Source organism: Inquilinus sp. KBS0705 (assembly GCA_005938025.2).
In the GTDB taxonomy this organism is placed as follows: Bacteria; Bacteroidota; Bacteroidia; order Sphingobacteriales; family Sphingobacteriaceae; genus Mucilaginibacter.
Map to the genome: position 1 here is coordinate 171,736 of VCCI02000002.1, position 19,250 is coordinate 190,985.

At 43.1% G+C, this 19,250-nt stretch carries 20 protein-coding genes and 1 tRNA gene; 5 read left to right on the top strand and 16 right to left on the bottom strand.

What is annotated here, in order from left to right; translation table 11 throughout:
* Positions 1-27: 27 nt before the first annotated feature.
* A complete protein-coding gene (locus FFF34_012100) occupies positions 28-1,419 on the bottom strand; it encodes a Gfo/Idh/MocA family oxidoreductase (GenBank protein ID TSD64643.1) in 1,392 nt (463 codons plus the stop codon).
* Between the two features lie 214 nt (positions 1,420-1,633).
* On the opposite strand from FFF34_012100, the gene FFF34_012105 reads away from it, so the two are divergent.
* Complete coding sequence (locus FFF34_012105) at positions 1,634-3,541, top strand: family 20 glycosylhydrolase (protein TSD64644.1); 1,908 nt, start codon at positions 1,634-1,636, stop codon at positions 3,539-3,541.
* Between the two features lie 59 nt (positions 3,542-3,600).
* Here FFF34_012105 and FFF34_012110 read toward each other — a convergent pair whose 3' ends face one another.
* The 6 genes from FFF34_012110 to FFF34_012135 form a co-directional block, all read right to left on the bottom strand.
* Entirely contained in the window at positions 3,601-4,038 is a 438-nt protein-coding gene (locus tag FFF34_012110) for a hypothetical protein (GenBank protein ID TSD64645.1), read from the bottom strand.
* 66 nt (positions 4,039-4,104) lie between these two features.
* Positions 4,105-4,479 carry a DoxX family protein gene (locus FFF34_012115; protein TSD64646.1) on the bottom strand — a complete coding sequence of 125 codons (375 nt, stop codon included), beginning with the start codon at positions 4,477-4,479 and terminating at the stop codon, positions 4,105-4,107.
* Positions 4,480-4,524: 45 nt separating this feature from the next.
* On the bottom strand, positions 4,525-5,064 hold the full coding sequence (locus FFF34_012120) for an SRPBCC family protein (GenBank protein TSD64647.1): 540 nt from the start codon (positions 5,062-5,064) through the stop codon (positions 4,525-4,527).
* A 19-nt stretch (positions 5,065-5,083) separates the two neighbouring features.
* Complete coding sequence (locus FFF34_012125; protein ID TSD64648.1) at positions 5,084-5,467, bottom strand: DoxX family protein; 384 nt, start codon at positions 5,465-5,467, stop codon at positions 5,084-5,086.
* A 26-nt stretch (positions 5,468-5,493) separates the two neighbouring features.
* Positions 5,494-5,898, bottom strand: coding sequence for a VOC family protein (locus tag FFF34_012130; protein TSD64649.1), 405 nt, complete (start codon positions 5,896-5,898; stop codon positions 5,494-5,496).
* A gap of 17 nt (positions 5,899-5,915) precedes the next feature.
* A complete protein-coding gene (locus tag FFF34_012135; protein ID TSD64650.1) occupies positions 5,916-6,128 on the bottom strand; it encodes a hypothetical protein in 213 nt (70 codons plus the stop codon).
* 116 nt (positions 6,129-6,244) lie between these two features.
* Between FFF34_012135 and FFF34_012140 the strand changes: the two genes are divergently transcribed.
* Complete coding sequence (locus FFF34_012140) at positions 6,245-7,225, top strand: helix-turn-helix domain-containing protein (GenBank protein TSD64651.1); 981 nt, start codon at positions 6,245-6,247, stop codon at positions 7,223-7,225.
* A gap of 89 nt (positions 7,226-7,314) precedes the next feature.
* Here the strand turns inward: FFF34_012140 and rlmF are convergent, their stop codons facing one another.
* The 3 genes from rlmF to FFF34_012155 all read right to left on the bottom strand — a co-directional run bounded on the left by rlmF (position 7,315) and on the right by FFF34_012155 (position 9,839).
* Positions 7,315-8,211 carry a 23S rRNA (adenine(1618)-N(6))-methyltransferase RlmF gene (gene rlmF, locus FFF34_012145; GenBank protein TSD64652.1) on the bottom strand — a complete coding sequence of 299 codons (897 nt, stop codon included), beginning with the start codon at positions 8,209-8,211 and terminating at the stop codon, positions 7,315-7,317.
* Between the two features lie 8 nt (positions 8,212-8,219).
* Positions 8,220-9,290: an acyltransferase gene (locus tag FFF34_012150; GenBank protein TSD64653.1), complete on the bottom strand. Its 1,071-nt coding sequence runs from the start codon at positions 9,288-9,290 to the stop codon at positions 8,220-8,222.
* An 84-nt stretch (positions 9,291-9,374) separates the two neighbouring features.
* Positions 9,375-9,839, bottom strand: coding sequence for a hypothetical protein (locus FFF34_012155; GenBank protein TSD64654.1), 465 nt, complete (start codon positions 9,837-9,839; stop codon positions 9,375-9,377).
* Positions 9,840-10,246: 407 nt separating this feature from the next.
* On the opposite strand from FFF34_012155, the gene FFF34_012160 reads away from it, so the two are divergent.
* The 3 genes from FFF34_012160 (at position 10,247) to FFF34_012170 (ending at position 13,529) form a co-directional block, all read left to right on the top strand.
* Positions 10,247-11,050 carry a hypothetical protein gene (locus FFF34_012160; GenBank protein ID TSD64655.1) on the top strand — a complete coding sequence of 268 codons (804 nt, stop codon included), beginning with the start codon at positions 10,247-10,249 and terminating at the stop codon, positions 11,048-11,050.
* 72 nt (positions 11,051-11,122) lie between these two features.
* Positions 11,123-11,545 carry an NUDIX domain-containing protein gene (locus FFF34_012165; protein ID TSD64656.1) on the top strand — a complete coding sequence of 141 codons (423 nt, stop codon included), beginning with the start codon at positions 11,123-11,125 and terminating at the stop codon, positions 11,543-11,545.
* 160 nt (positions 11,546-11,705) lie between these two features.
* Entirely contained in the window at positions 11,706-13,529 is a 1,824-nt protein-coding gene (locus tag FFF34_012170; protein TSD64657.1) for a tetratricopeptide repeat protein, read from the top strand.
* 6 nt (positions 13,530-13,535) lie between these two features.
* On the opposite strand, the gene FFF34_012175 is transcribed toward FFF34_012170, so the two are convergent.
* The 6 genes from FFF34_012175 to metG all read right to left on the bottom strand — a co-directional run bounded on the left by FFF34_012175 (position 13,536) and on the right by metG (position 19,204).
* A complete protein-coding gene (locus tag FFF34_012175) occupies positions 13,536-14,399 on the bottom strand; it encodes a DUF808 family protein (protein ID TSD65063.1) in 864 nt (287 codons plus the stop codon).
* Positions 14,400-14,504: 105 nt separating this feature from the next.
* A complete protein-coding gene (locus tag FFF34_012180; protein ID TSD64658.1) occupies positions 14,505-14,891 on the bottom strand; it encodes a VOC family protein in 387 nt (128 codons plus the stop codon).
* Between the two features lie 154 nt (positions 14,892-15,045).
* Complete coding sequence (locus tag FFF34_012185; protein TSD64659.1) at positions 15,046-16,041, bottom strand: MBL fold metallo-hydrolase; 996 nt, start codon at positions 16,039-16,041, stop codon at positions 15,046-15,048.
* A 105-nt stretch (positions 16,042-16,146) separates the two neighbouring features.
* Entirely contained in the window at positions 16,147-16,854 is a 708-nt protein-coding gene (locus tag FFF34_012190; GenBank protein TSD64660.1) for a hypothetical protein, read from the bottom strand.
* 88 nt (positions 16,855-16,942) lie between these two features.
* A tRNA-Arg gene (locus FFF34_012195) sits at positions 16,943-17,014 on the bottom strand.
* Between the two features lie 123 nt (positions 17,015-17,137).
* Positions 17,138-19,204, bottom strand: a complete 2,067-nt coding sequence (metG, locus tag FFF34_012200) for a methionine--tRNA ligase (GenBank protein TSD64661.1) — start codon at positions 19,202-19,204, stop codon at positions 17,138-17,140.
* Between the last annotated feature and the right edge of the window lie 46 nt (positions 19,205-19,250).

A 19,250-nucleotide genomic window follows, 5' to 3' on the forward strand; every position in this document is an offset into this window, starting at 1 on the left:
TATGCGCTATGGTTACTGGTGCTATAGTTATACTATTTTCATGTTAACCGGATCCCAGTGTATCACTTTGTTTTCAAAATAGCTGTCGTTACAAGCCAGGCATGGCGCTGCTGCCCTAAAGCCAAAAACGGCATCCTCTACAACCGGTTTCCCGGTACGTATCGAATCCATAAAGTTGGCAAAGTGATCGTTAGAGGCATTATAACCTTCCGGGGCGCGGTAAGTTACATCGGCCGATGCCGTATTTCGTTTATCTGCCTCGCTGTAGCGCTTATTATAATCATCCATCAGCGCTTTTTGCTGCGCTACAGTATAGGTGTTGAACGAATCCCATCCGCCTATGCCCGGCGCAACCGACATTTTGTTTTTGCGTAAAGTAAAGCTTTCTCCGTCGCCCATATCCAGCACCCCTTCCGATCCGTATATCTTTGTAGTGCTATGCTCGCCTTCGCCGCTTATAAAGTTAACCCTTAAGGTAACCTGGAAAGCCGGATGCTCGGGAGTTTCGCCATAATGGATTACCGCGCTCATCACATCGGGCACGTTTCGGCCATCTTTCCAGTAAGCAAGGTCGCCTATTGAATAAATACGCTCGGGGCCTTTTGACCCTGTGATAAAATGTATGCCTGTAAGCAAATGCACAAATAGGTCGCCTGCTACGCCCGTACCATATTCACGGTAATTTCTCCATCTAAAAAAGCGGTTGCTATCATAATCGTATTTCACTTTTGCATTCGATTGAAACCTGGCCCAGTCTACCGTTTGCGGCGATGCATCTGTTGGAATGGTATATTGCCATGCACCAAGTGCGCTTTGGCGGTTAAACGATGCCTCAATGGAATTTATCTTCCCTATTGCTCCGGCTTCGTACATTTCTTTTGCTTTTTTAAAGGCGATGCTGCTCACCCTTTGGCTACCCACCTGGAAAACCATTTTAGTATCCTGTTGGGCCTTTATTTCGGCAAGGCCCTGGCTTATCTTGTGTACCATTGGCTTTTCGCTGTAAACAGCTTTGCCTTTGTTCATGGCGTCAATAGCAATTTGGCTGTGCCAGTTATCGCTGGTTGCTATAATTACCGCGTCAATATCTTTACGCTCCAGTATCTCGCGGTGGTCTCCGGTTGTGAATAAGCTACTTCCATAAACTTCTTTGGCCCTGTCTAACCGGCCTTTGTACAAATCGCAAGCACCAACAAGTTCTACACCCGGTACAGTTAAGGCCGCGTTAGTATCATTAAACCCCATTATACCCATGCCAATGGTGGCAATGCGTATCTTATCATTAGGGCTGATACGTTTTTCGGCGCGTAGTATTCGTTGTTCGTGCTCTTCTTTTGCTGCTAAGCTGCTAAGCGATGCCGAGGTAAGTAAAACAGATGTACCCAGGTGCTTCAAAAATTTTCTGCGATCAGTTGACATTTTAATTTGAGTTTATAGGTTTATAAAATTGCAGGCGCAATTGTGAGATTTATGATGGCAATTTAACAAAAAAACCAAAATGAAAACACTTTTGCCGATATTAATAATCAAGCATTTAGCTTTTAATTATTTATAAAACAAAACACTTTTTAATATTATTTAAAAAGTATAAATTGCAGAAGTACCCCAATTATTAACCAATAAACCGTTTTAAATGAAAAAATTATCCTTAATGGTATGGTCATGCCTCATTGGCTCGTTGGCCTTTGGTCAACAGGCAAATACAAGCATTGCCATTATTCCCGAACCCGTAAAAATTACTACACATACCGGCGAATATGTATTGCCAAAAATTGTAGTTGTACAATCAAGTTCGGAGCAAGAAATGACCCCTGTTTTAGACTTGTTAAAAAACAAACTTTCGGGCGCGGCAGGTAAAATGGTACGTGTGAAAACAGTGGCACCAATGGCTGCCATTAAGCTTGTTTTAAACAAAAACAACGATGCAGTTATTGGAAAAGAGGGTTATTACCTTTCTGTTAAACCAAAAGGTATCACCATAAAGGCTAATACTGCCGGTGGTTTATATTACGGGGTACAAACCTTAATGCAATTGCTGCCTAAAGAAATTGAAGGACTTGAAGTAGCTAAAAATGTGAAATGGGCGGCACCGGCTGTAGACATTACCGACTACCCACGCTTTGAGTGGAGGGGCTTAATGTTTGATGTATCTCGCCACTTTTTTACTAAAGCCGAGGTAATGCACTTTATTGATGATATGGTGCGTTATAAATTTAACTTATTACACCTGCACTTAACTGATGATGAGGGCTGGAGGGTAGAAATAAAAAGCCTGCCAAGGTTAACAACCGTTGGTGCTTACAATGTTAAAAAAGAAGGTGAGTTTGGCTCGTTTACCCCACCTGCGGAAGATGCGCCACGTAACTATGGTGGATTTTACACCCAGGATGATATACGCGAACTGGTAAAATATGCCAAAGACCGCTTTGTTGATATTATGCCTGAGATTGATGTACCGGGTCACAGCCTTGCAGCCGTGGTGGCTTATCCGCAATTGTCGGCTACGCCGGGTGCCGACAAATATGTAGTACGTTCGGGTGAACGGATAATGGATTGGTCGAAACCAGGGCACCCTGCTTTGGTAGATAATACATTGAACCCTGCTGGTGATTACACCTACGAGTTTTTAGATAAGGTGCTAACCGAGGTTGCACAATTATTTCCGTTTGCTTATGTGCATATGGGCGGCGATGAGTGTGCCAAAAACTTTTGGGAGCAGAGCGCCGAAGTTAAGGCCCTGATGGCTAAAGAAAACCTTAAAACCATGGAAGAGGTGCAAAGCTATTTTGAAAAACGATTAGAAAAAATTGTTGAGTCGAAAGGCAAAAAATTCATGGGATGGGATGAGATATTAGAGGGTGGTATAGGACCAAACGCTGCTTTAATGAGCTGGAGAGGCACACAAGGCGGTATAGAAGCAACCAAACAAGGGCACGAAGTAGTGATGAGCCCAACTACCTTTGTTTACCTTGATTACATGCAAAGCGACAGGGTGATGGAGCCGCACGTATACGCCACACTGCGCCTAAACAAAACCTACGAATTTGAGCCGGTGCCTGATGGTGCCGACGCCAAATGGATAAAAGGCGGACAAGCTAACTTATGGACAGAGCAGGTTTACAATTTCCGACAGGTGGAGTATATGATCTGGCCACGTGCTTTTGCCGTGTCTGAGTCTGTATGGTCGCCTAAGGAGAAAAAGAACTTTGCAACTTTCTTCCCTAAAGTAGAGAAGCATTTTGCAAGGCTCGACCAGGCCGAAATCAAATACGCGCCAAGCGTATACGACCCTATATTTAAAGCAACCCGCAATGCTGATAAAACATTAAATATCGAACTGACCACCGAGGTGCCCGGCCTTGATATTTACTACAGCTTTGACAACTCGTACCCGGACAGGTTTTATCCTAAATACACCGGCCCGCTTAGCGCGCCGGTTGATGCTACCCAACTTAGGGTGATTACCTACAAGGGCAAAACACCAATTGGCCGCATGGTTACCATGCCGATAGACGAGCTTAATAAAAGAGCCGGCAAATAGCCACAGCTTTCCTATTAACAAAAAAGGGCCGCATATATACGGCCCTTTTTGTTAAATACTTATTTGGCGGGCTTCATCCGCGAAAAGGGGAAGCCATTACATCCCTTTCGTGGGTTCTTCCTATCGGCAGCAGCGGTAGCTTCGGCTAAGGCATCGGTTTTAGCATCATACGCTGTAAGGCAAAAGCCCCATGTATAAGGTGCCATATTGGCAAACTGCATATAATCTATCCTGGTATACATGCCGCCTTCTCCGGGGTTCATTTCATCGTTACGGGCAATAAGGTATTGCTCCTGCGCATTCCATTTTATGATATGAAATTTACTGCGCGGTTGCTGCACCCAAAGGCTATCGTTTATAGTGTATCTTATCCCGTAATCATCTATGAAATTGCCCTTTATAAAGTCAGGAGCCGGTTCAGGGTGATGTGTTATTTTATTTGGCGAATAAAGCATCATCGCCGGGATAAACAACAGAATAAAGGCCAGTTTTTGCATGCGCTAATATAAAACAATAGCCGCACCAATGTTATTAATACGGCTATTTATGTTATTTGATGCCTGTTATTTTGAAGCAAATAACGGCGCGTATGTTGCGCGATAGTAATAGGCTATAAACAGATCGCCTAGTACCAAAAATAAGCCGGCACCTACTCCACTTGGGGCAACAACAGCATGGAACAATAAAATGTTAAGCGCTATTGGAAACAAAACTACGGCTGCCAGTTTCACAAACCTCCCGGTTACAAATGCAAGCCCGCAAAGCAATTCAATCACCTTAATAATGGTCATTAAATTTACAACGGCCAAGCCCTCGTTATAGGTTTTAACCGCTCCCTCCATTGGTGGAATGGGAAACAAGTGAAATAAAAACGTAACCGATGCAAACAGCAACAGCAAACCCATTAGGGTACGAACAATGATAAATGCAATTTTCATAATATTTGGATTATAGTTTAGTTACTTAGTAATACTTGATCGCTTTTACTGCTTTTCTAAGGTTCCTTTTAAATTGTTCAGGCTTGTATCTAAATCCGCTCCGAGCATCTTATCCATATCAATAAATAAAAGTATAGCATTCATCGGATAAGCCATCCGGCTTTTAAAACCCCATTTCACATTAGTGGTATCGCCCTGGGGCTGTGTTTCTATATAACTATCAGCAATGCCCTCAAAGGGGCGTATAAAAACGATCTTAATATCTATGCGCTCGCCTTCGGTTATTGCTTGTATCACCTGCTCGCCTTTGCCGGCTTTTTTATCCTTGCTGTCCCAAGCATAGGCAAACCCCACTGAGCCATCGGTGCCACTATAGGTTTTTTGCATAGTGGGATCTAGCATAACCCATTTGCTATAGTTATCCTGGTTTTTAAGGTATTTAACGTATTCAAATACCGCTGCAGCCGGTTTGTTAATTACAATTTGGCGCGCCACAGTATAGTCTTTTTTGGCTATCAGCGCCAGTAGTAAAACCAATGCGATAATAGCTGCTATAACAATGAGTATTATAATAAAAATGTTCATTCTACTATATTTATACGTGTTAAGCTATTGCATTGGTTGCTTCATAACGTTTCCAGAAGTAATATACCGCGAACATTACTGCCAGTATTATTAAAGGGAAAACAACAAGGCCTGCACCATCGCCAACGAAAGCCCTTGATGCCGATGCCCCAATAAAATTGATGGCAAAGCCTGCAAATGCCCATTCCTTTAGGGTTTTAAATTTAGTTTGCAGTATAGCCAGGGCACCCAATATTTTGGCGATACCGGTTATCACCATAATGTATACAGGATAACCCAGGTGGTTCATTACATCCTGCCCGGTTTTTTCTTTTACTACCCCGGCGCTACCATCCATCAGCATAAATAACGCAAATATAACGGTGAGTATCCAGTAGGCTACTTTTATTGTTTTTGATTTCATATTGGTATAGATTAATAAAGATAATATTATTTTTCGTCAGAAAAAACGCCCCACTGGGTGCCAAATTTATCAGTTAGGTTACCCATGCTGCCTGCAAAGAAGGTTTCTACCGGATAGTTTACGTTGCCGCCTTTGGCCAGCTTATCAAACTTTTCTATTAATTCGGCTTTGGTATCACATACTAGCATCATGGTGATATACTGCCCCGAAACATCGGCAGGCGAAAGCTCCGAAGCCAATATGGTCAAGTTGCCGTTAGTCAGGTCGGCATGCAAAACGCCGTCTTGCAGGTGTGGGGGAAACATCGCCGCCATGGGCGAATCTTTCACGATCTGGATGGATAGTTCACCGCCCAATACCTCTTGGTAAAAGTGCATGGCTTGCCGGCAGGTGCCCGGGTTAAAATGAATGTAGGAAACGATCTTTGACATGTTTATAGTTTTTAATATTACTTGAGCACTTCGCAATGATGCCCGTTATGGTTTAATAATTCAATTATACGTTTGGGGCATATACCTGTACCCTCTACGCGCAACACGTTGTCGCAATCTTCCAGGTCGAAGTTTACCTTGCTTGCCGGAAAGCATTTTAAAAGTTGTTCTGTAAGCCTTCTTGAAATATTGGCTTCGTTCACGTTTGTTTTAAAAACTTCCACTTCCATTTTTACGATTACTTGTTTTGCATTACAAATGTGCGTTGCTTAAATATATAACAAAGGGTGTAATTACGACAATCTAAGGGGTTGATTGCGACGGTACCAAGCTTTAATTTTGAAACATGAAACACATATCGATACTTATTCCGGAAGGTGAGACCAGCCTGAGTAATATAGAGGCGACCCATAAAATGTTTACTAAAGTAAACGAGGCTTTAGACAGGATGAAGAAACCACCGCTGTTTAAGATCCATTTGGTTGGCTTAAGTAACCAGACCACTTTAAGCAATGGTTTGTACACTATAAAAACCGATATGGTAGTAAGCGAGGTAGCTAAAACCGACCTTATTGTTATACCTGCGGTACATGGCGATGTAAGTAAAATATTAACCGCCAACGCCGATTTTTTACCCTGGATAGTTAAGCAATATAAAACGGGTGCCGAGGTAGTATCGTTGTGTATAGGCGCTTTTATACTGGCATCCACAGGTTTATTAAAAGGGCGAAGCTGCACCACGCATTGGCTGGCTGCTGAAGAGTTCAGAAAAATGTTCCCTGATGTTAACCTGATGCCTTACAAGATAATTACCGACGAGAAGGGCATTTATACCAGCGGAGGCGCATACTCATCGCTTAACCTGATACTGTACCTGGTAGAGAAGTTTGCCGGGCGCGAAATGGCTATAACATCGTCGAAGATATTTGAGATAGATATTGAGCGCAACAGCCAATCGTTGTTTATGATGTTTCATGGCCAAAAAAACCACGACGACGAAACCATTAAGCGGGCCCAGCAATTTATCGAAGAAAACTATCGCGAAAAGATAACGGTAGATAACCTGGCCAATATGCTTGCGCTTAGCCGCCGCCACCTGGAACGGCGCTTTAAAAAAGCAACATCAAACACAGTTGTTGAGTATATGCAGCGCGTACGCATCGAAGCTGCCAAAATGAGCCTGGAAAGTATCCGAGAGAATGTGAACGAAGTTATGTACAATGTCGGCTACACCGATACTAAGGCCTTCCGTGTTATTTTTAAAAAGCTAACCGGCTTATCGCCAATAGAATACAGAAACAAGTATAATAAGGAAGTAGCGGCGTAGTAAAGCACCTTTAAACCGCTATTCTGCCAATGATGGAACAGTCCTATTACTTGCTCCAATGTTTTAAACGCCATTGGCTATGTTGTTATTTATCCAAAGGTCCAGGCGAGTATGCGGCTGGTTTTTTGTCCCTGGACCATATCTATGGTTTTTACCTGTTTGGCGCCTAAGTAATCAAGCGATTTGTAGCAGCCGGGCAATGTGGTTTTTTTAGATACAAGCGTTGTAAACCAAAGACATTCGTTTGCAAAACGGGCGCTTTCGCTCATCATTTTATTAATAAACCGCACTTCGCCACCCTCTACCCAAAGCTCGGCATTGCGGCCGCCAAAGTTTAAGCCGTTATCCTGGTTATGGCCCAGGTTCTTCCATTTGCGTTGCGATCCCTCAAGCGCCTCTTTCTCAGACGCATGAAACGGCGGATTACATATGGCGATATCAAACAATTCGCCGGGTTTTATGATGCCTTCAAATATGTTTGCAGTGCCGGTTTGTTTACGAATTTCGATAGCTTTTGCAAGCCCGTTTGCCTCGGTAATATTTTTTGCCGATCTAAGCGCAATGTGGTCAATTTCCGACCCAACAAAGCTCCAACCATAGGTTTTATAGCCGATCAGCGGGTAAATGCAGTTAGCACCTACCCCTATATCTAACACTTTAACCTGCCTGCCTGTTGGCACAGCGCCATCATTGCTCTCGGCTAAAATATCTGCAGCGTAGTGTATATAATCGGCGCGGCCGGGTATGGGCGGGCATAAAAAGCCTTCGGGTATATCCCAATGATCTATACCATAAAACTGCTTTAACAAAGCCTGATTAAGCACTTTTACTGCGTTTGCATCTGCAAAGTTTATAGATAGGTCTTTATGCTCGTTTAGCGCTACAAAACCTGCGAGTTGCGGCATGGCCTTTATCAATTCGGCGAAGTTGTAGCGGTTACGGTGCGCGTTAAGGGGGTGCAGAGTGGTTTTTTGATCGGCGGGCATGTGTTTACTTAAAGGATTATTGGTTGCAGCTTTTTAGACCCTTGCTTTAAGGCAAGTATCGGCTTTTCCATGTAATACCATGATAACATTGCCAAAGGTAAAGTAAGTAAAACAGATAGCAGGAAATTATTTATGGGGCCAAGTATCCCAAATTTTGCGATAAGCATTTGCTGTACCGGGAACGTGTATATATACCGCCCATACGAAAAATCACCCCAGTTTTTGGCGAGGCTGATATGCAGTTTGGGATGATAGGCGAACACAAACACACCATATACCAGTACCGCCATAAACACATAACTATACAACGGTATATTTAAAAAATAAAGCACCAAAAAGGCGGCTAATAACACTAAAAACACCCTTATGCTTATTTTTATATGCTTGTTAAACCAGTAAAAAAGCATCCCTGTTAAAAAGTAAATACCCCAGCTGCAGACGGTGTAATTGTAGTATTCTAACGAATAATTCTTTTTGAAAAAAAATGCGGCAAGCAGCAATATAAGCGGTAAGGCCTGCAATAATAGCTTGTATTGCTTTTGCCAAACCAGCCTTACAAGGCCGATGACAAACACACCCAGGTACAGCAAGATTTCGGCAGGAAGTGTCCATACCGGGCTGTTAACGTGGCGGGGATAGGGGTTTGATACAAACACCCCGGGCAGCATATTTTTGATGTTATGCAGCGCCGAGAACCGCCAAAGGAAGTCGTAGGTTTCGGGGCTTTTAAAATAGGCGGATAGCGGCAAATTGGTACATAACGGCCCTATTACAAAGGCGCAGAACAAAGCCGAGGCTATTAGCCCGGGGAAGATCCGGAGGGCCCTTGCCTTTACAAAGCTACCCGGCGTTTTTTGCCGGCACAGGCTTTTTAAAACCAGGTAACCACTGATAATGAAGAATATACCCACACCAAAAGCGCCCATATCTGTAAAGCCCAGCACCTTAACATACGGCTCGGAAGCGAAGTTACCCGTGATAAGGTAAGCATGAGAAAGTATCACCATCAGCGCTGCCATAAGCCGCAGCACGTCAAAGTTGTTGTGCCTGCCTACATCAAGCTGCGTAATGGTTTTCATACCGGCAGTTGATTACACTTTAGGCGGCGAGCTGTTATTTTATTATGGCAATACGCTTTCAACAAACTATTGATTAGTAAATTATTACAATATGCCCCGCAAGTCGGCGGGTGAGTAATTGATAGATTTTAGGGTTTTATTATCGTTGGTTCGGTACACCAAATACAGCGAATCCTCCTCCTTAAAGTAAGATTCGCTGGCATCCTTTTGCTTGTAATGGGCTATGGTTTGATGGGCCTCTTCTTCGGTTTTGCAGGCCTTGCTCATGTTAGAGCGGTGTACCTCATCAAACAGTTGTTTAAACTTGTCGGCCATACCAAATTCGAGGATGGCACCGGCCAAAACATATTGTATATCACACAGAGCGTCGGCTATTTCCACCAGGTTGTTATCGGCAATGGCCTCCTGTAACTCCTTCACTTCTTCAGCTAAAAGCGATACCCGTAAGGCGCATCTATCGGCCGATGGTATCTGTGGTTTATCCAATATAGGGTGCTTAAAGGTTTTATGAAATTCGGCTACCTGGGTTAATGCGTTTGGCTCTTGCATGTGGGTTTTTATTGTGCTGATGTTTTAAAAATTGTACCTGGGTTTAAAGCTATACTTTTTTTTGCTCTGCCTTAGGTAAAGTATTCGTTTTTTTTGCAGGCCCCGCTATAAATTTTTCGTTTTTTTTTGTTCGCCGGCCTCTAACTAATATAAAATAATATTCCAATATTTTACATAAAATCTTTGTTTAGGCTTAAAAAAAGTTCGTGACAAAACACTGTCACGAACGCTTGCAAAATTTATCACGAACTTTGATTGGTTGGTTTAGCGTGGTCTTGTAGCGTCGGTGGTAAGCGTCCCAAACTTTAGACCGAAAGGGAACTGAAAAAGCAGGGGCGCGTATTCATTTGCATAAAGCTTAACAATAAGTAGCCATAGCGTTTACACCCCCATTGTACCTTTGTATAATGGCACTTATCTCTGCGGAAGACTTTGCCCGGGCAACCGGAACATCATCCCATCCAAAACTGGCTTTATGGTTAATGAAGCGGATGAAGATAGATGCTTTTAACCAAATGATGAACGAAGCCGGTGATTTGGAAGGCGTAGGGTTCACCAATTTTGTGCTGGCTTTTTTGGGTGTAAACATTGGTATTGATAAGCAGCAGCTGGCCAACATACCGGCAAGCGGGGCCTTTATTGTAGTAAGTAACCATCCTTATGGCGGTATCGAGTCGTTAGCGCTGTTGAATTTGCTGGTAACTCAAAGGCCCGACACCCTGTTTATGGGCAACTTCCTGCTAAAAAAAGTGCCCAACCTGGCCAAATACATCATCGCGGTAAATCCTTTTGAACAAATAACCGACAGCTCGAGCATCACGGGCTTAAAAACTACATTAGCCAAACTAAAATCGGGTGTGCCGGTAGCTATTTTCCCCGCCGGCGAAGTATCGGCCTATGATTTTAACCGCCGCCGCGTTACCGACCGCGCCTGGCACCCGGTAGTAGGCAAACTTATCGCCAAAGCGGGTGTACCGGTTATACCCATTTACTTTCATGGTAATAACGGCTTAGGGTTTGGGTTGTTGCGGCATATACATCCGGGGTTGCAAACCGCTATGCTGCCTGCACAACTGTTCAACAAAAAAGGTATGGAGCTACGTGTATGCATCGGCGAAGCCATAATGCCTGTTGAGGCAACTATCCATACTAAAGCGCCTAACGCGTTAAACGAACTCAGGAAAACTACCTACGCGCTTGCTAATGGTTAGTAACGGCATGCGGCTTGGTGCAATATAATTTTTAAAGCCAATTGTAATTAATAACTTACACTAACCATTGTTATGCATAACACCACGCCAACAACCTTTACAGAGATAGATAAACTTGCGCTAATTGCTATCAAAAATAAAAAGATACTAAGTTCGAGAACCAGGGGCAGGAGCGTTTGGTATATCCCCGGCGGGAAAAGAGAAAAAGGTGAAAACGATGTTGAGGCCCTGCAGCGCGAAATAAAAGAAGAGTTAAATATTACCCTGTCGCTGTCAACTTTGCGGTATATGGGCGTCTACAAGGCGCAGGCCGATAACCACCAGCCCGGTATAATTGTAAAAATGACCTGCTATTATTGCGATTACGAAGGTGAGCCACAACCAACTAACGAAGTTGAAGAAATAAAGTATTTATCATACGCCGACAGATACCAAAGTTCGCCCGCAGACCAGCTTATTTTTGAAGCGTTGTATAACGCCGGGCTAATCGCCTGAAAGTACTAATCAGCGCCTATCTTTCCACTACAACTTATATCAGTGCTTACTTCACATTCTGATAACTATTGTAACCCCCCTTAAGGTTATCGGCATAGTTAAATATGCTAAAAATCTTTCAAAATGAGGCAATTATGCGTTTTAACACTTAAATTAGGCTATGCAACCTAATTATCGCCATTGCGGCTTGCCAACTCTAAAATGGCTTGGCGCGCTTTACCTGGTTATCCAGTTTAATTTAACCGTAGTAGCCCAAAAGCCAATAGTCCTCCATGCAGATAGCCTGTTACAGCGTATTGCCCAAATGAAGGATGATACCAACAAAGTAAACGCTTATTTTGCCGACCAAAATGCCGAACTGTTTTACAGCGATAAAGCACCGGCCATTTGTGCCGCAGCCCGCAATCTGGCTAAAAAATTAAACTTTGCCAATGGCGTAGTACAGGCCGATGTGCGGTTGCTGTATTGGTATATGGACCATGCCGACTACGTGCAGGCACTTGCTGTTAGTCGCCGCGGATTGGCACTGGCCAAAACCAGCGCACCCAAGTTTGTGCCCGATATGTTATCAAATATCGGCGAAGCTTATCGTGGCCTTAATGATTACCCCCAGGCCATTGATTACCACCTGCAAGCCTTAAAAATTTACACGCGATATGGCTGGAAAAAAGACATAGTGCGCGAATATGCCCTAACAGCTGTTAACTATGCCGAATGGAACAATTTTAAACAGGCCTTTATTTATGATAAAAAAGCAGAGCTACTGGCCGAACAACTGAACGACAACAGCTTAAAGGTAATTGTTTACAGCAACCTTGGCTGGCATTACTATTTAACCAAAAACTATTTGGCCGCTTACCGCTACTGCCGCATGGACCTGGCCATAGAGGGCGAAGACAACCCTGATGCCGGAGCTGTACTTGGTACCCTGGGCAATATTTATCGCGATGCACCTGATTCATTATTATTAAAGATGGATATTACGCCCGCCCAGCGCGATAAAAAGGCGTTATCGTATTTTAAAAAATCGTTGGCCGGGGCTAAACAAACCAACTACCTGGTATCAATGGCTTCCAATTCGCTCGATATCAGCAAAAGCTATGTTAAATTAGGCGATTACCGGCAGGCGTACCAAAACTACTTAAACTATGTGCTTTACCGCGATAGCTCTGCCAACATGGCCCAGCAAAAAAACGTAATGCAAACCGAGGCCCGCCAGCGCGAAACCGCCCTTAAATATCAGCAGCAATTAGCCGCAATAAAGGCGCGGCAACAGCGCAATTATTATATAACAGGCATAGCCATATTTATGCTGTTAACGGTTATTGTATCGCGCAATTACTATACACAGCTTAAGCTTAAGCGCCGGTCTGACGATTTGCTGCACAATATATTACCTGCCGACGTTGCCGAAGAATTGAAACAAACCGGCCAGGCCCAGGCCCGCCAGTTTGACCAGGTTACCGTGTTATTTACCGATTTTGTGAAGTTTACCACTGTTAGCGAATTGCTTAGTCCGCAGGAATTGGTGGACGAGCTTAACCAGTGCTTTAAGGCCTTTGACCATATTGTAACCGCCCTTGGTATCGAAAAAATAAAAACCATTGGCGATGCCTATTTGGCGGTTACCGGCTTGCCCAATGCCGATGCCGACCATGCCGCTAAAACCGTAAAGGCTGCTATAGCTATACAAAGCTTTATGCAGCAGCGTAAACTGGCGCTTGGCGACAAAACCTTTGGCATACGTATAGGTATACACTCGGGCAGTGTGGTGGCCGGTATTGTGGGGGTAAAAAAATTCGCTTATGATATTTGGGGCGATACCGTTAATACCGCCGCCCGCATGGAGCAAAACTCCGAACCCGGCAAGATCAACATATCGCAAACCACCCGCGATTTGCTTACGGATGAATTTACCATCACCTATCGCGGCGAACTGGAGGCGAAAAACAAGGGGCTGTTGAAAATGTATTTTGTGAGTTAAAGGGCGTTATTTTAGCAACGCAAATACTTTTTTACCGCCTGTTAGTATAGCCACTACCACCAGGCCGGCAATCAGCCCTATGGTTAGCTCTTTTATTATTGGCGACAGGTTGGGCAGCATATGGTGCAGGTATGCTATATTATGATCAAATATACCACCCGCTACCAATATTAAGGCAACCGTACCTGCAATGGCCAAAATTTTAATAATTACCGGTAAAGCTTTAACCAATAAAGCACCAAGCGCCGCAAACGCCCCTTTGTTATTAAACCGCTTGATCAGCTTATAACCGGCATCATCCATCCGTACAATTAGGGCAACTATACCATAAACTCCAATAGTAGCCAGTATGGCCACCACCGAAACTGTTAACACCTGTATGGAAAGGCTTTCCTTAAGCACGGTGCCCAGTGCTATAATTACAATTTCTATAGACAGGATAAAATCGGTAGTGATGGCCGATTTGATCTTTACCTTTTCGGCATCTGCGCCGCTTTGTTCGCTTTCGGTAATTACCTGGTGCGCCGCTTTTGAGCGATGAAAAAAGTATTCTATAATCTTTTCCACCCCTTCATAGGCCAGGTAAAATCCGCCTAAAACCAAAATAACCTTTATAGCTGCCGGGAAAAACGCATTTAGCAATAACGCTATAGGGACGATGATGAGCTTATTAAGCAACGACCCTTTGGTGATGGCCCAAAGCACCGGCAGCTCCCTCGACGATAAAAAGCCTGTAGCCTTTTCGGCATTTACCGCTAAATCGTCGCCCAGTATGCCGGCGGTTTTGCGCGTAGCTACTTTAGCGGCCACTGCCACATCGTCCATCAATGCGCCTATATCATCCAAAATAGCAAAAAAGCCTGCTGCCATATCCCGTTGTTTACCTGCAAATATACTAAACCCAATATGCATGTATTAGTTTACGGCAAGCGCAGTTATCTGCCAAGCAAAACGCAAAAGCCACGTGTGGCTTATCTATTCTTCGTCATCCTTTGGTTCCCAAAGCTCTATGATATTGCCTTCAGGATCCAGTATGTGCACAAACTTGCCGTAATCGTACTCGGCTATTTCATCAACAATAGTTACGTTGTCGTTTTTTAGTTCTTCAAGCAGTGCAACCAGGTTATCAACCCGGTAATTTATCATAAAAGGCTTTTCCGAAGGTTTAAAATAGGGCGTATCCTGTGGGAACGCGCACCATGATGTAGAGCCTTTTTTTGAGGGGTCATCGGCTTGCCGCCAATCAAAGGTGGTGCCGTATGCGCTGGTTTCTAAGCCAAGGTTTTGGGCGTACCAGTCGTTCATGCTTTTGGGGTCGTTGCATTTAAAAAATACGCCACCCAGGCCTGTTACTTTTTTCATGTGTTTTATTTATAGTTTAATGCTGTTTGTTATTGGTTAAATCGCCCTCAAATGTCAATTAACAACTTGTTATTTCCGTCATACTTTAGCGTGATTTTTTATAAAAAGGTGCGGCTACTTAAGGCTATTTGATCACCTAAATTATCTAAAGCGCTTATCGCGATAATTGCTGCATAAACCTTTCGCCTATTTGATACGAAAATTTACCGCAATCAAACACCAAAGTATGATCGTCTTCCCGTTTACCTTTCTTTGTACCCGATGTTATTAAGTTAAATTCTTTTGCTGCGTTTATTAATAGGTGAGGTTGGGCAATAGGTAAATTATGTGCCGGTAATACACGCGTTGCTTTAGCGGCTAATTGAGCCATCGTGTTTATGCTTTTTTGATAGGCATTTAAATCGGTGCCCGCTGAGGATAACAGTATTGGCCCCTCATAAAAGCTATCGCCGCACCATATATAGCCGGCCTGGTTGTCGTACAGACAAATAGCGTCGGGTGTATGCCCGGGGGTGGCTATTACCTTTATTTTTCTTCCTCCCAGATCCACCATGTAGTCGTTTTTGATGAACCGTGTTACTTTAAAAGGTTTTATATAATAATGAGCAGTGTCTTCATGGGGTAAACGGGCAATACAAAACGAGGCCGGGGACACTTCCCATTTTACATCGTTATGATGGTAGCCGTTAGCTGCATTTATGTGGGTATAGGCGGTATTCATAGCCAAAATATTACCGAACTCGTGGTTGCCACCAATATGATCCGGATGGGTATGTGAGTTAAGTACAATGATCGGTAACTTAGTAAGCTTTTTGACTATTAACGAAATGGAGTCCAGCCCCATGCCGGTGTCAAATAATAGTGCCCTATCCTTACCCAGTATAAGGTACGATATTGTTTCTTCCCAATTATACGGCTCTACAATTGCGTATGTATTTTGCCCTACATCATAAACTTTAAACCATGGCCTTGAGGTTTTAATTTCCTTCAGTTTTTCAAGCCCCGGCCGGGGTGGTTTTGCGCACCAATCCTCAACCACAGCAGTTGTATGGCTCTTGTTATTAAATTTAAATGCGCATAATACAATCACCAAACAGGAAACGGTGATTAAAAAAAGATAGTGGTTTTTAGTTTTGATACCTGCAAACATCAAGCTAATATACGCACCAGGTATTGAAAATTTATAGTGGTGAATTGATGATTGTTTGTAAATTGATGATTGAGGTTAAGATAGTTGAAGTGACAATTTACAATTTTAGTTAGGGTAATCATCTATCAATGTAGCATCTATTTCAAATATTTTAGGATCAACAGCTTCTTCTTTTACTGATATAACATCATACGTTTTACTTGATAAAACATTTTTGTGTGAACTATCAAAATGAACTGCTTTCAACTTTAGATAGAACGCCCCTGATTCATTTACAACTTTATCAAAAAAGCCCAAATGCCAATTCTTGAAATGATCTTTATTAACACTTAAATAGCCTCTCGAGAAAATAAAATTAAAATCTGTATAGGTCGTCGCATCATTTTCAGAATAGCTGGTATTTAAATCAATGCTTTCGCATTTTCTTGAAAGGATTCGATTACTTACTTTTTTCACTTTAAAATAATCTAATTTTTCAATTGGAAAGTTCAAATTCAATTGATATAAAGTATCTGAATTATTAAAAAGCAATAATCGTAGCGGTTTGCTTTCAAAATAGTAATCTTTAACCACATGGATTTGTTGTGATTTATCAGAATGTACGCCAACGTAATTTCCTTTAGAGTAAAAAACTTGGACCGTGTCGTCTACATTAAAGCTGCTATCGCTGTTTTTAAAAATTTCATGATAAGTGATTATTCCTTCAAACTCTTTTATACCTCTTTCCTTTTTAGATTTGTTTTCGAATTTACATCCAAGTTGAGAAATACAATAAACCGCTGAGAGCAACAGGATTATTAAGATTGTACGCATAGTACTAAAATAAGAAAGAATACCCACAAAAAAGCCCTCAGATTTTCATCTAAAGGGCTTTTTACTTTTTAATTTTAACTTTAAAATGTGGTCCCGACGAGAATCGAACTCATATCTAGAGTTTAGGAAACTCCTATTCTATCCGTTGAACTACGGGACCATGCAGATGTGCAGATAATTAATGTGCAAATGTGCAAATTATAGCTCAATTTTTAAGGCTTAATTTAAAATCGATAAAATCCATCTGCACATTTGCACATCCGCATAGTTGCACATCTAAGATCTATCTGGTTACCGCGCCGTTTGGCATTTGGTCGGCAGGGGCTACAAAGCTAAGCTTGCCTTCGGCGTTCTCGGCCATTAATATCATCCCCTGGCTCATGATGCCCTTTATTTCTCTTGGCTCCAGGTTTACCAAAATGCTTACCTGTTTGCCTATAATGTTTTCGGGCTCAAACTGCTCTGCAATGCCCGATACTACGGTGCGTTGATCTATGCCTGTATCTATGGTCAGCTTTAGCAGTTTCTTGGTCTTAGCCACCTTTTCGGCGGTTAAAATGGTGCCGGTGCGTATATCCATCGCGGCAAAAGTATCAAAGCTGATGTTTTCTTTAGCTGGGGCCACAACAGGTTGCACCACCACTGCCGACGCTTGCTTTTTATCGGCCAGTTTTTGTACCTGTATGGCAATGGCTTCATCCTCTACCTTTTCGAACAGTAAAGCTGCGGCGTTTAACTGGTGGCCATTGTTAAAAATCATTTCCTGGTCAAAGGCTACGGCATCAACATTTAGCATGCCAAAAATTTTGGCGGCTGTACCGGGTAAAAACGGCTGCAGGCAGGTAGCCAGGTGGCCTATTAATACCAGGTTGTTATGCAAGGCGGTTTTAGCCGCGGCAGGGTCTGTTTTTATGGTTTTCCAGGGTTCCTGCTCGGTTAGGTAACGGTTACCCATGCGGGCAATATCCATTACGTTTTGCAATGCTGCCCTAAAGCGGTAGCTCTCCAGGTTTTTGCCCAAATCGTCGTAATAGCCGCCCAGTTCGCTGTTAAGGGCTTCGCTGCTTAGCTTAACCAGGCTATTATCGCTTTCTACCTTGCCATCGTAATACTTATGCATCAGTATCATTACCCGGTTAACGTAGTTACCCAGTATGGCTACTAATTCGTTATTTACGCGCGCCTGGTAATCTTTCCAGGTAAACTCGCTGTCGCTGGTTTCGGGTAGTATCGAGGTGAGCACATAGCGCAACTCATCCTGCTTACCGGGGAACTCTTCTAAATATTCGTGCAGCCAAACCGCGTGGTTGCGCGATGTAGATAGCTTATCACCCTCAAGGTTTAAAAACTCGTTGGCAGGTACGTTTTGCGGTAAAATGTAATCGCCATGGGCCTTTAATATAGCAGGGAAGATGATGCAATGGAACACAATGTTATCCTTGCCTATAAAGTGCATCAGGCAGGCGTTATCGGCCTCGTTGGGCTGTTGTTTCCAGTACTGCTGCCAATCTTTACCATTATCAATTGCCCACTGCTTGGTGGCCGATATATAGCCTATAGGGGCATCCATCCAAACGTATAGCTTTTTGCCTTTTGCCTCGGCCAAGGGTACATCAATACCCCAATCCAAATCGCGCGTCATCGATCGGGGCTGCAAGCCCGATTTTAACCACGACCGGCATTGGCCAAACACGTTTACCTTCCACTCGCCTTCCTTTTCGTCTATCCATTTTTCAAGCCATGGCTGGTATTTATCTAATGGCAAATACCAATGCTTGGTTGGTTTTAATATGGGCCTTTTATTGCTCAGGGTGGATATCGGGTCTATCAGGTCGGTAGGGTTTAACGATGTGCCGCAATTTTCGCACTGGTCGCCGTAGGCTTTATCGTAGCTGCATACCGGGCAGGTACCAGTTATGTACCTGTCGGCCAAAAACTGGTCAAATTCTTCGTCGTAATACTGCTCAGAGAATTTTTCGATAAACTCTCCCTTTTCGTACAAGTTCAGGAAAAATTCCTGCGACAGATCGTGATGAATAGCCGATGAAGTACGGTGATAAATATCAAATGATATCCCAAATTCGGCAAAGCTATCTTTTATCTGGTTGTGGTATTTATCAATTATTGCCTGTGGTGTTGTGCCTTCTTTTTTAGCCTTAATGGTGATGGCCGCGCCATGTTCGTCGGAACCGCAAATGTAAACTACATCCTTTTTCATCAGCCTTAGGTAGCGTACAAAAATATCTGCAGGCAAGTATGCCCCCGCTAAATGGCCAATGTGCAGCGGCCCGTTTGCATAAGGCAGCGCCGATGTAATGGTGTATCTTTTATATTTGTTAAGTTGCGACATTAAAACAGGTATGTTTATTAATTTGCAAAGATAATTTTTTTAAATC

What these genes read in the sequence shown, in the direction of transcription:
- FFF34_012100 (TSD64643.1), bottom strand. Translation starts at nt 1,419, where the DNA reads ATGTCAACTGATCGCAGAAAATTTTTGAAGCACCTGGGTACATCTGTT.
- FFF34_012105 (TSD64644.1), top strand. Translation starts at nt 1,634, where the DNA reads ATGAAAAAATTATCCTTAATGGTATGGTCATGCCTCATTGGCTCGTTG.
- FFF34_012110 (TSD64645.1), bottom strand. Translation starts at nt 4,038, where the DNA reads ATGCAAAAACTGGCCTTTATTCTGTTGTTTATCCCGGCGATGATGCTT.
- FFF34_012115 (TSD64646.1), bottom strand. Translation starts at nt 4,479, where the DNA reads ATGAAAATTGCATTTATCATTGTTCGTACCCTAATGGGTTTGCTGTTG.
- FFF34_012120 (TSD64647.1), bottom strand. Translation starts at nt 5,064, where the DNA reads ATGAACATTTTTATTATAATACTCATTGTTATAGCAGCTATTATCGCA.
- FFF34_012125 (TSD64648.1), bottom strand. Translation starts at nt 5,467, where the DNA reads ATGAAATCAAAAACAATAAAAGTAGCCTACTGGATACTCACCGTTATA.
- FFF34_012130 (TSD64649.1), bottom strand. Translation starts at nt 5,898, where the DNA reads ATGTCAAAGATCGTTTCCTACATTCATTTTAACCCGGGCACCTGCCGG.
- FFF34_012135 (TSD64650.1), bottom strand. Translation starts at nt 6,128, where the DNA reads ATGGAAGTGGAAGTTTTTAAAACAAACGTGAACGAAGCCAATATTTCA.
- FFF34_012140 (TSD64651.1), top strand. Translation starts at nt 6,245, where the DNA reads ATGAAACACATATCGATACTTATTCCGGAAGGTGAGACCAGCCTGAGT.
- rlmF (TSD64652.1), bottom strand. Translation starts at nt 8,211, where the DNA reads ATGCCCGCCGATCAAAAAACCACTCTGCACCCCCTTAACGCGCACCGT.
- FFF34_012150 (TSD64653.1), bottom strand. Translation starts at nt 9,290, where the DNA reads ATGAAAACCATTACGCAGCTTGATGTAGGCAGGCACAACAACTTTGAC.
- FFF34_012155 (TSD64654.1), bottom strand. Translation starts at nt 9,839, where the DNA reads ATGCAAGAGCCAAACGCATTAACCCAGGTAGCCGAATTTCATAAAACC.
- FFF34_012160 (TSD64655.1), top strand. Translation starts at nt 10,247, where the DNA reads ATGGCACTTATCTCTGCGGAAGACTTTGCCCGGGCAACCGGAACATCA.
- FFF34_012165 (TSD64656.1), top strand. Translation starts at nt 11,123, where the DNA reads ATGCATAACACCACGCCAACAACCTTTACAGAGATAGATAAACTTGCG.
- FFF34_012170 (TSD64657.1), top strand. Translation starts at nt 11,706, where the DNA reads ATGCAACCTAATTATCGCCATTGCGGCTTGCCAACTCTAAAATGGCTT.
- FFF34_012175 (TSD65063.1), bottom strand. Translation starts at nt 14,399, where the DNA reads ATGGCAGCAGGCTTTTTTGCTATTTTGGATGATATAGGCGCATTGATG.
- FFF34_012180 (TSD64658.1), bottom strand. Translation starts at nt 14,891, where the DNA reads ATGAAAAAAGTAACAGGCCTGGGTGGCGTATTTTTTAAATGCAACGAC.
- FFF34_012185 (TSD64659.1), bottom strand. Translation starts at nt 16,041, where the DNA reads ATGTTTGCAGGTATCAAAACTAAAAACCACTATCTTTTTTTAATCACC.
- FFF34_012190 (TSD64660.1), bottom strand. Translation starts at nt 16,854, where the DNA reads ATGCGTACAATCTTAATAATCCTGTTGCTCTCAGCGGTTTATTGTATT.
- metG (TSD64661.1), bottom strand. Translation starts at nt 19,204, where the DNA reads ATGTCGCAACTTAACAAATATAAAAGATACACCATTACATCGGCGCTG.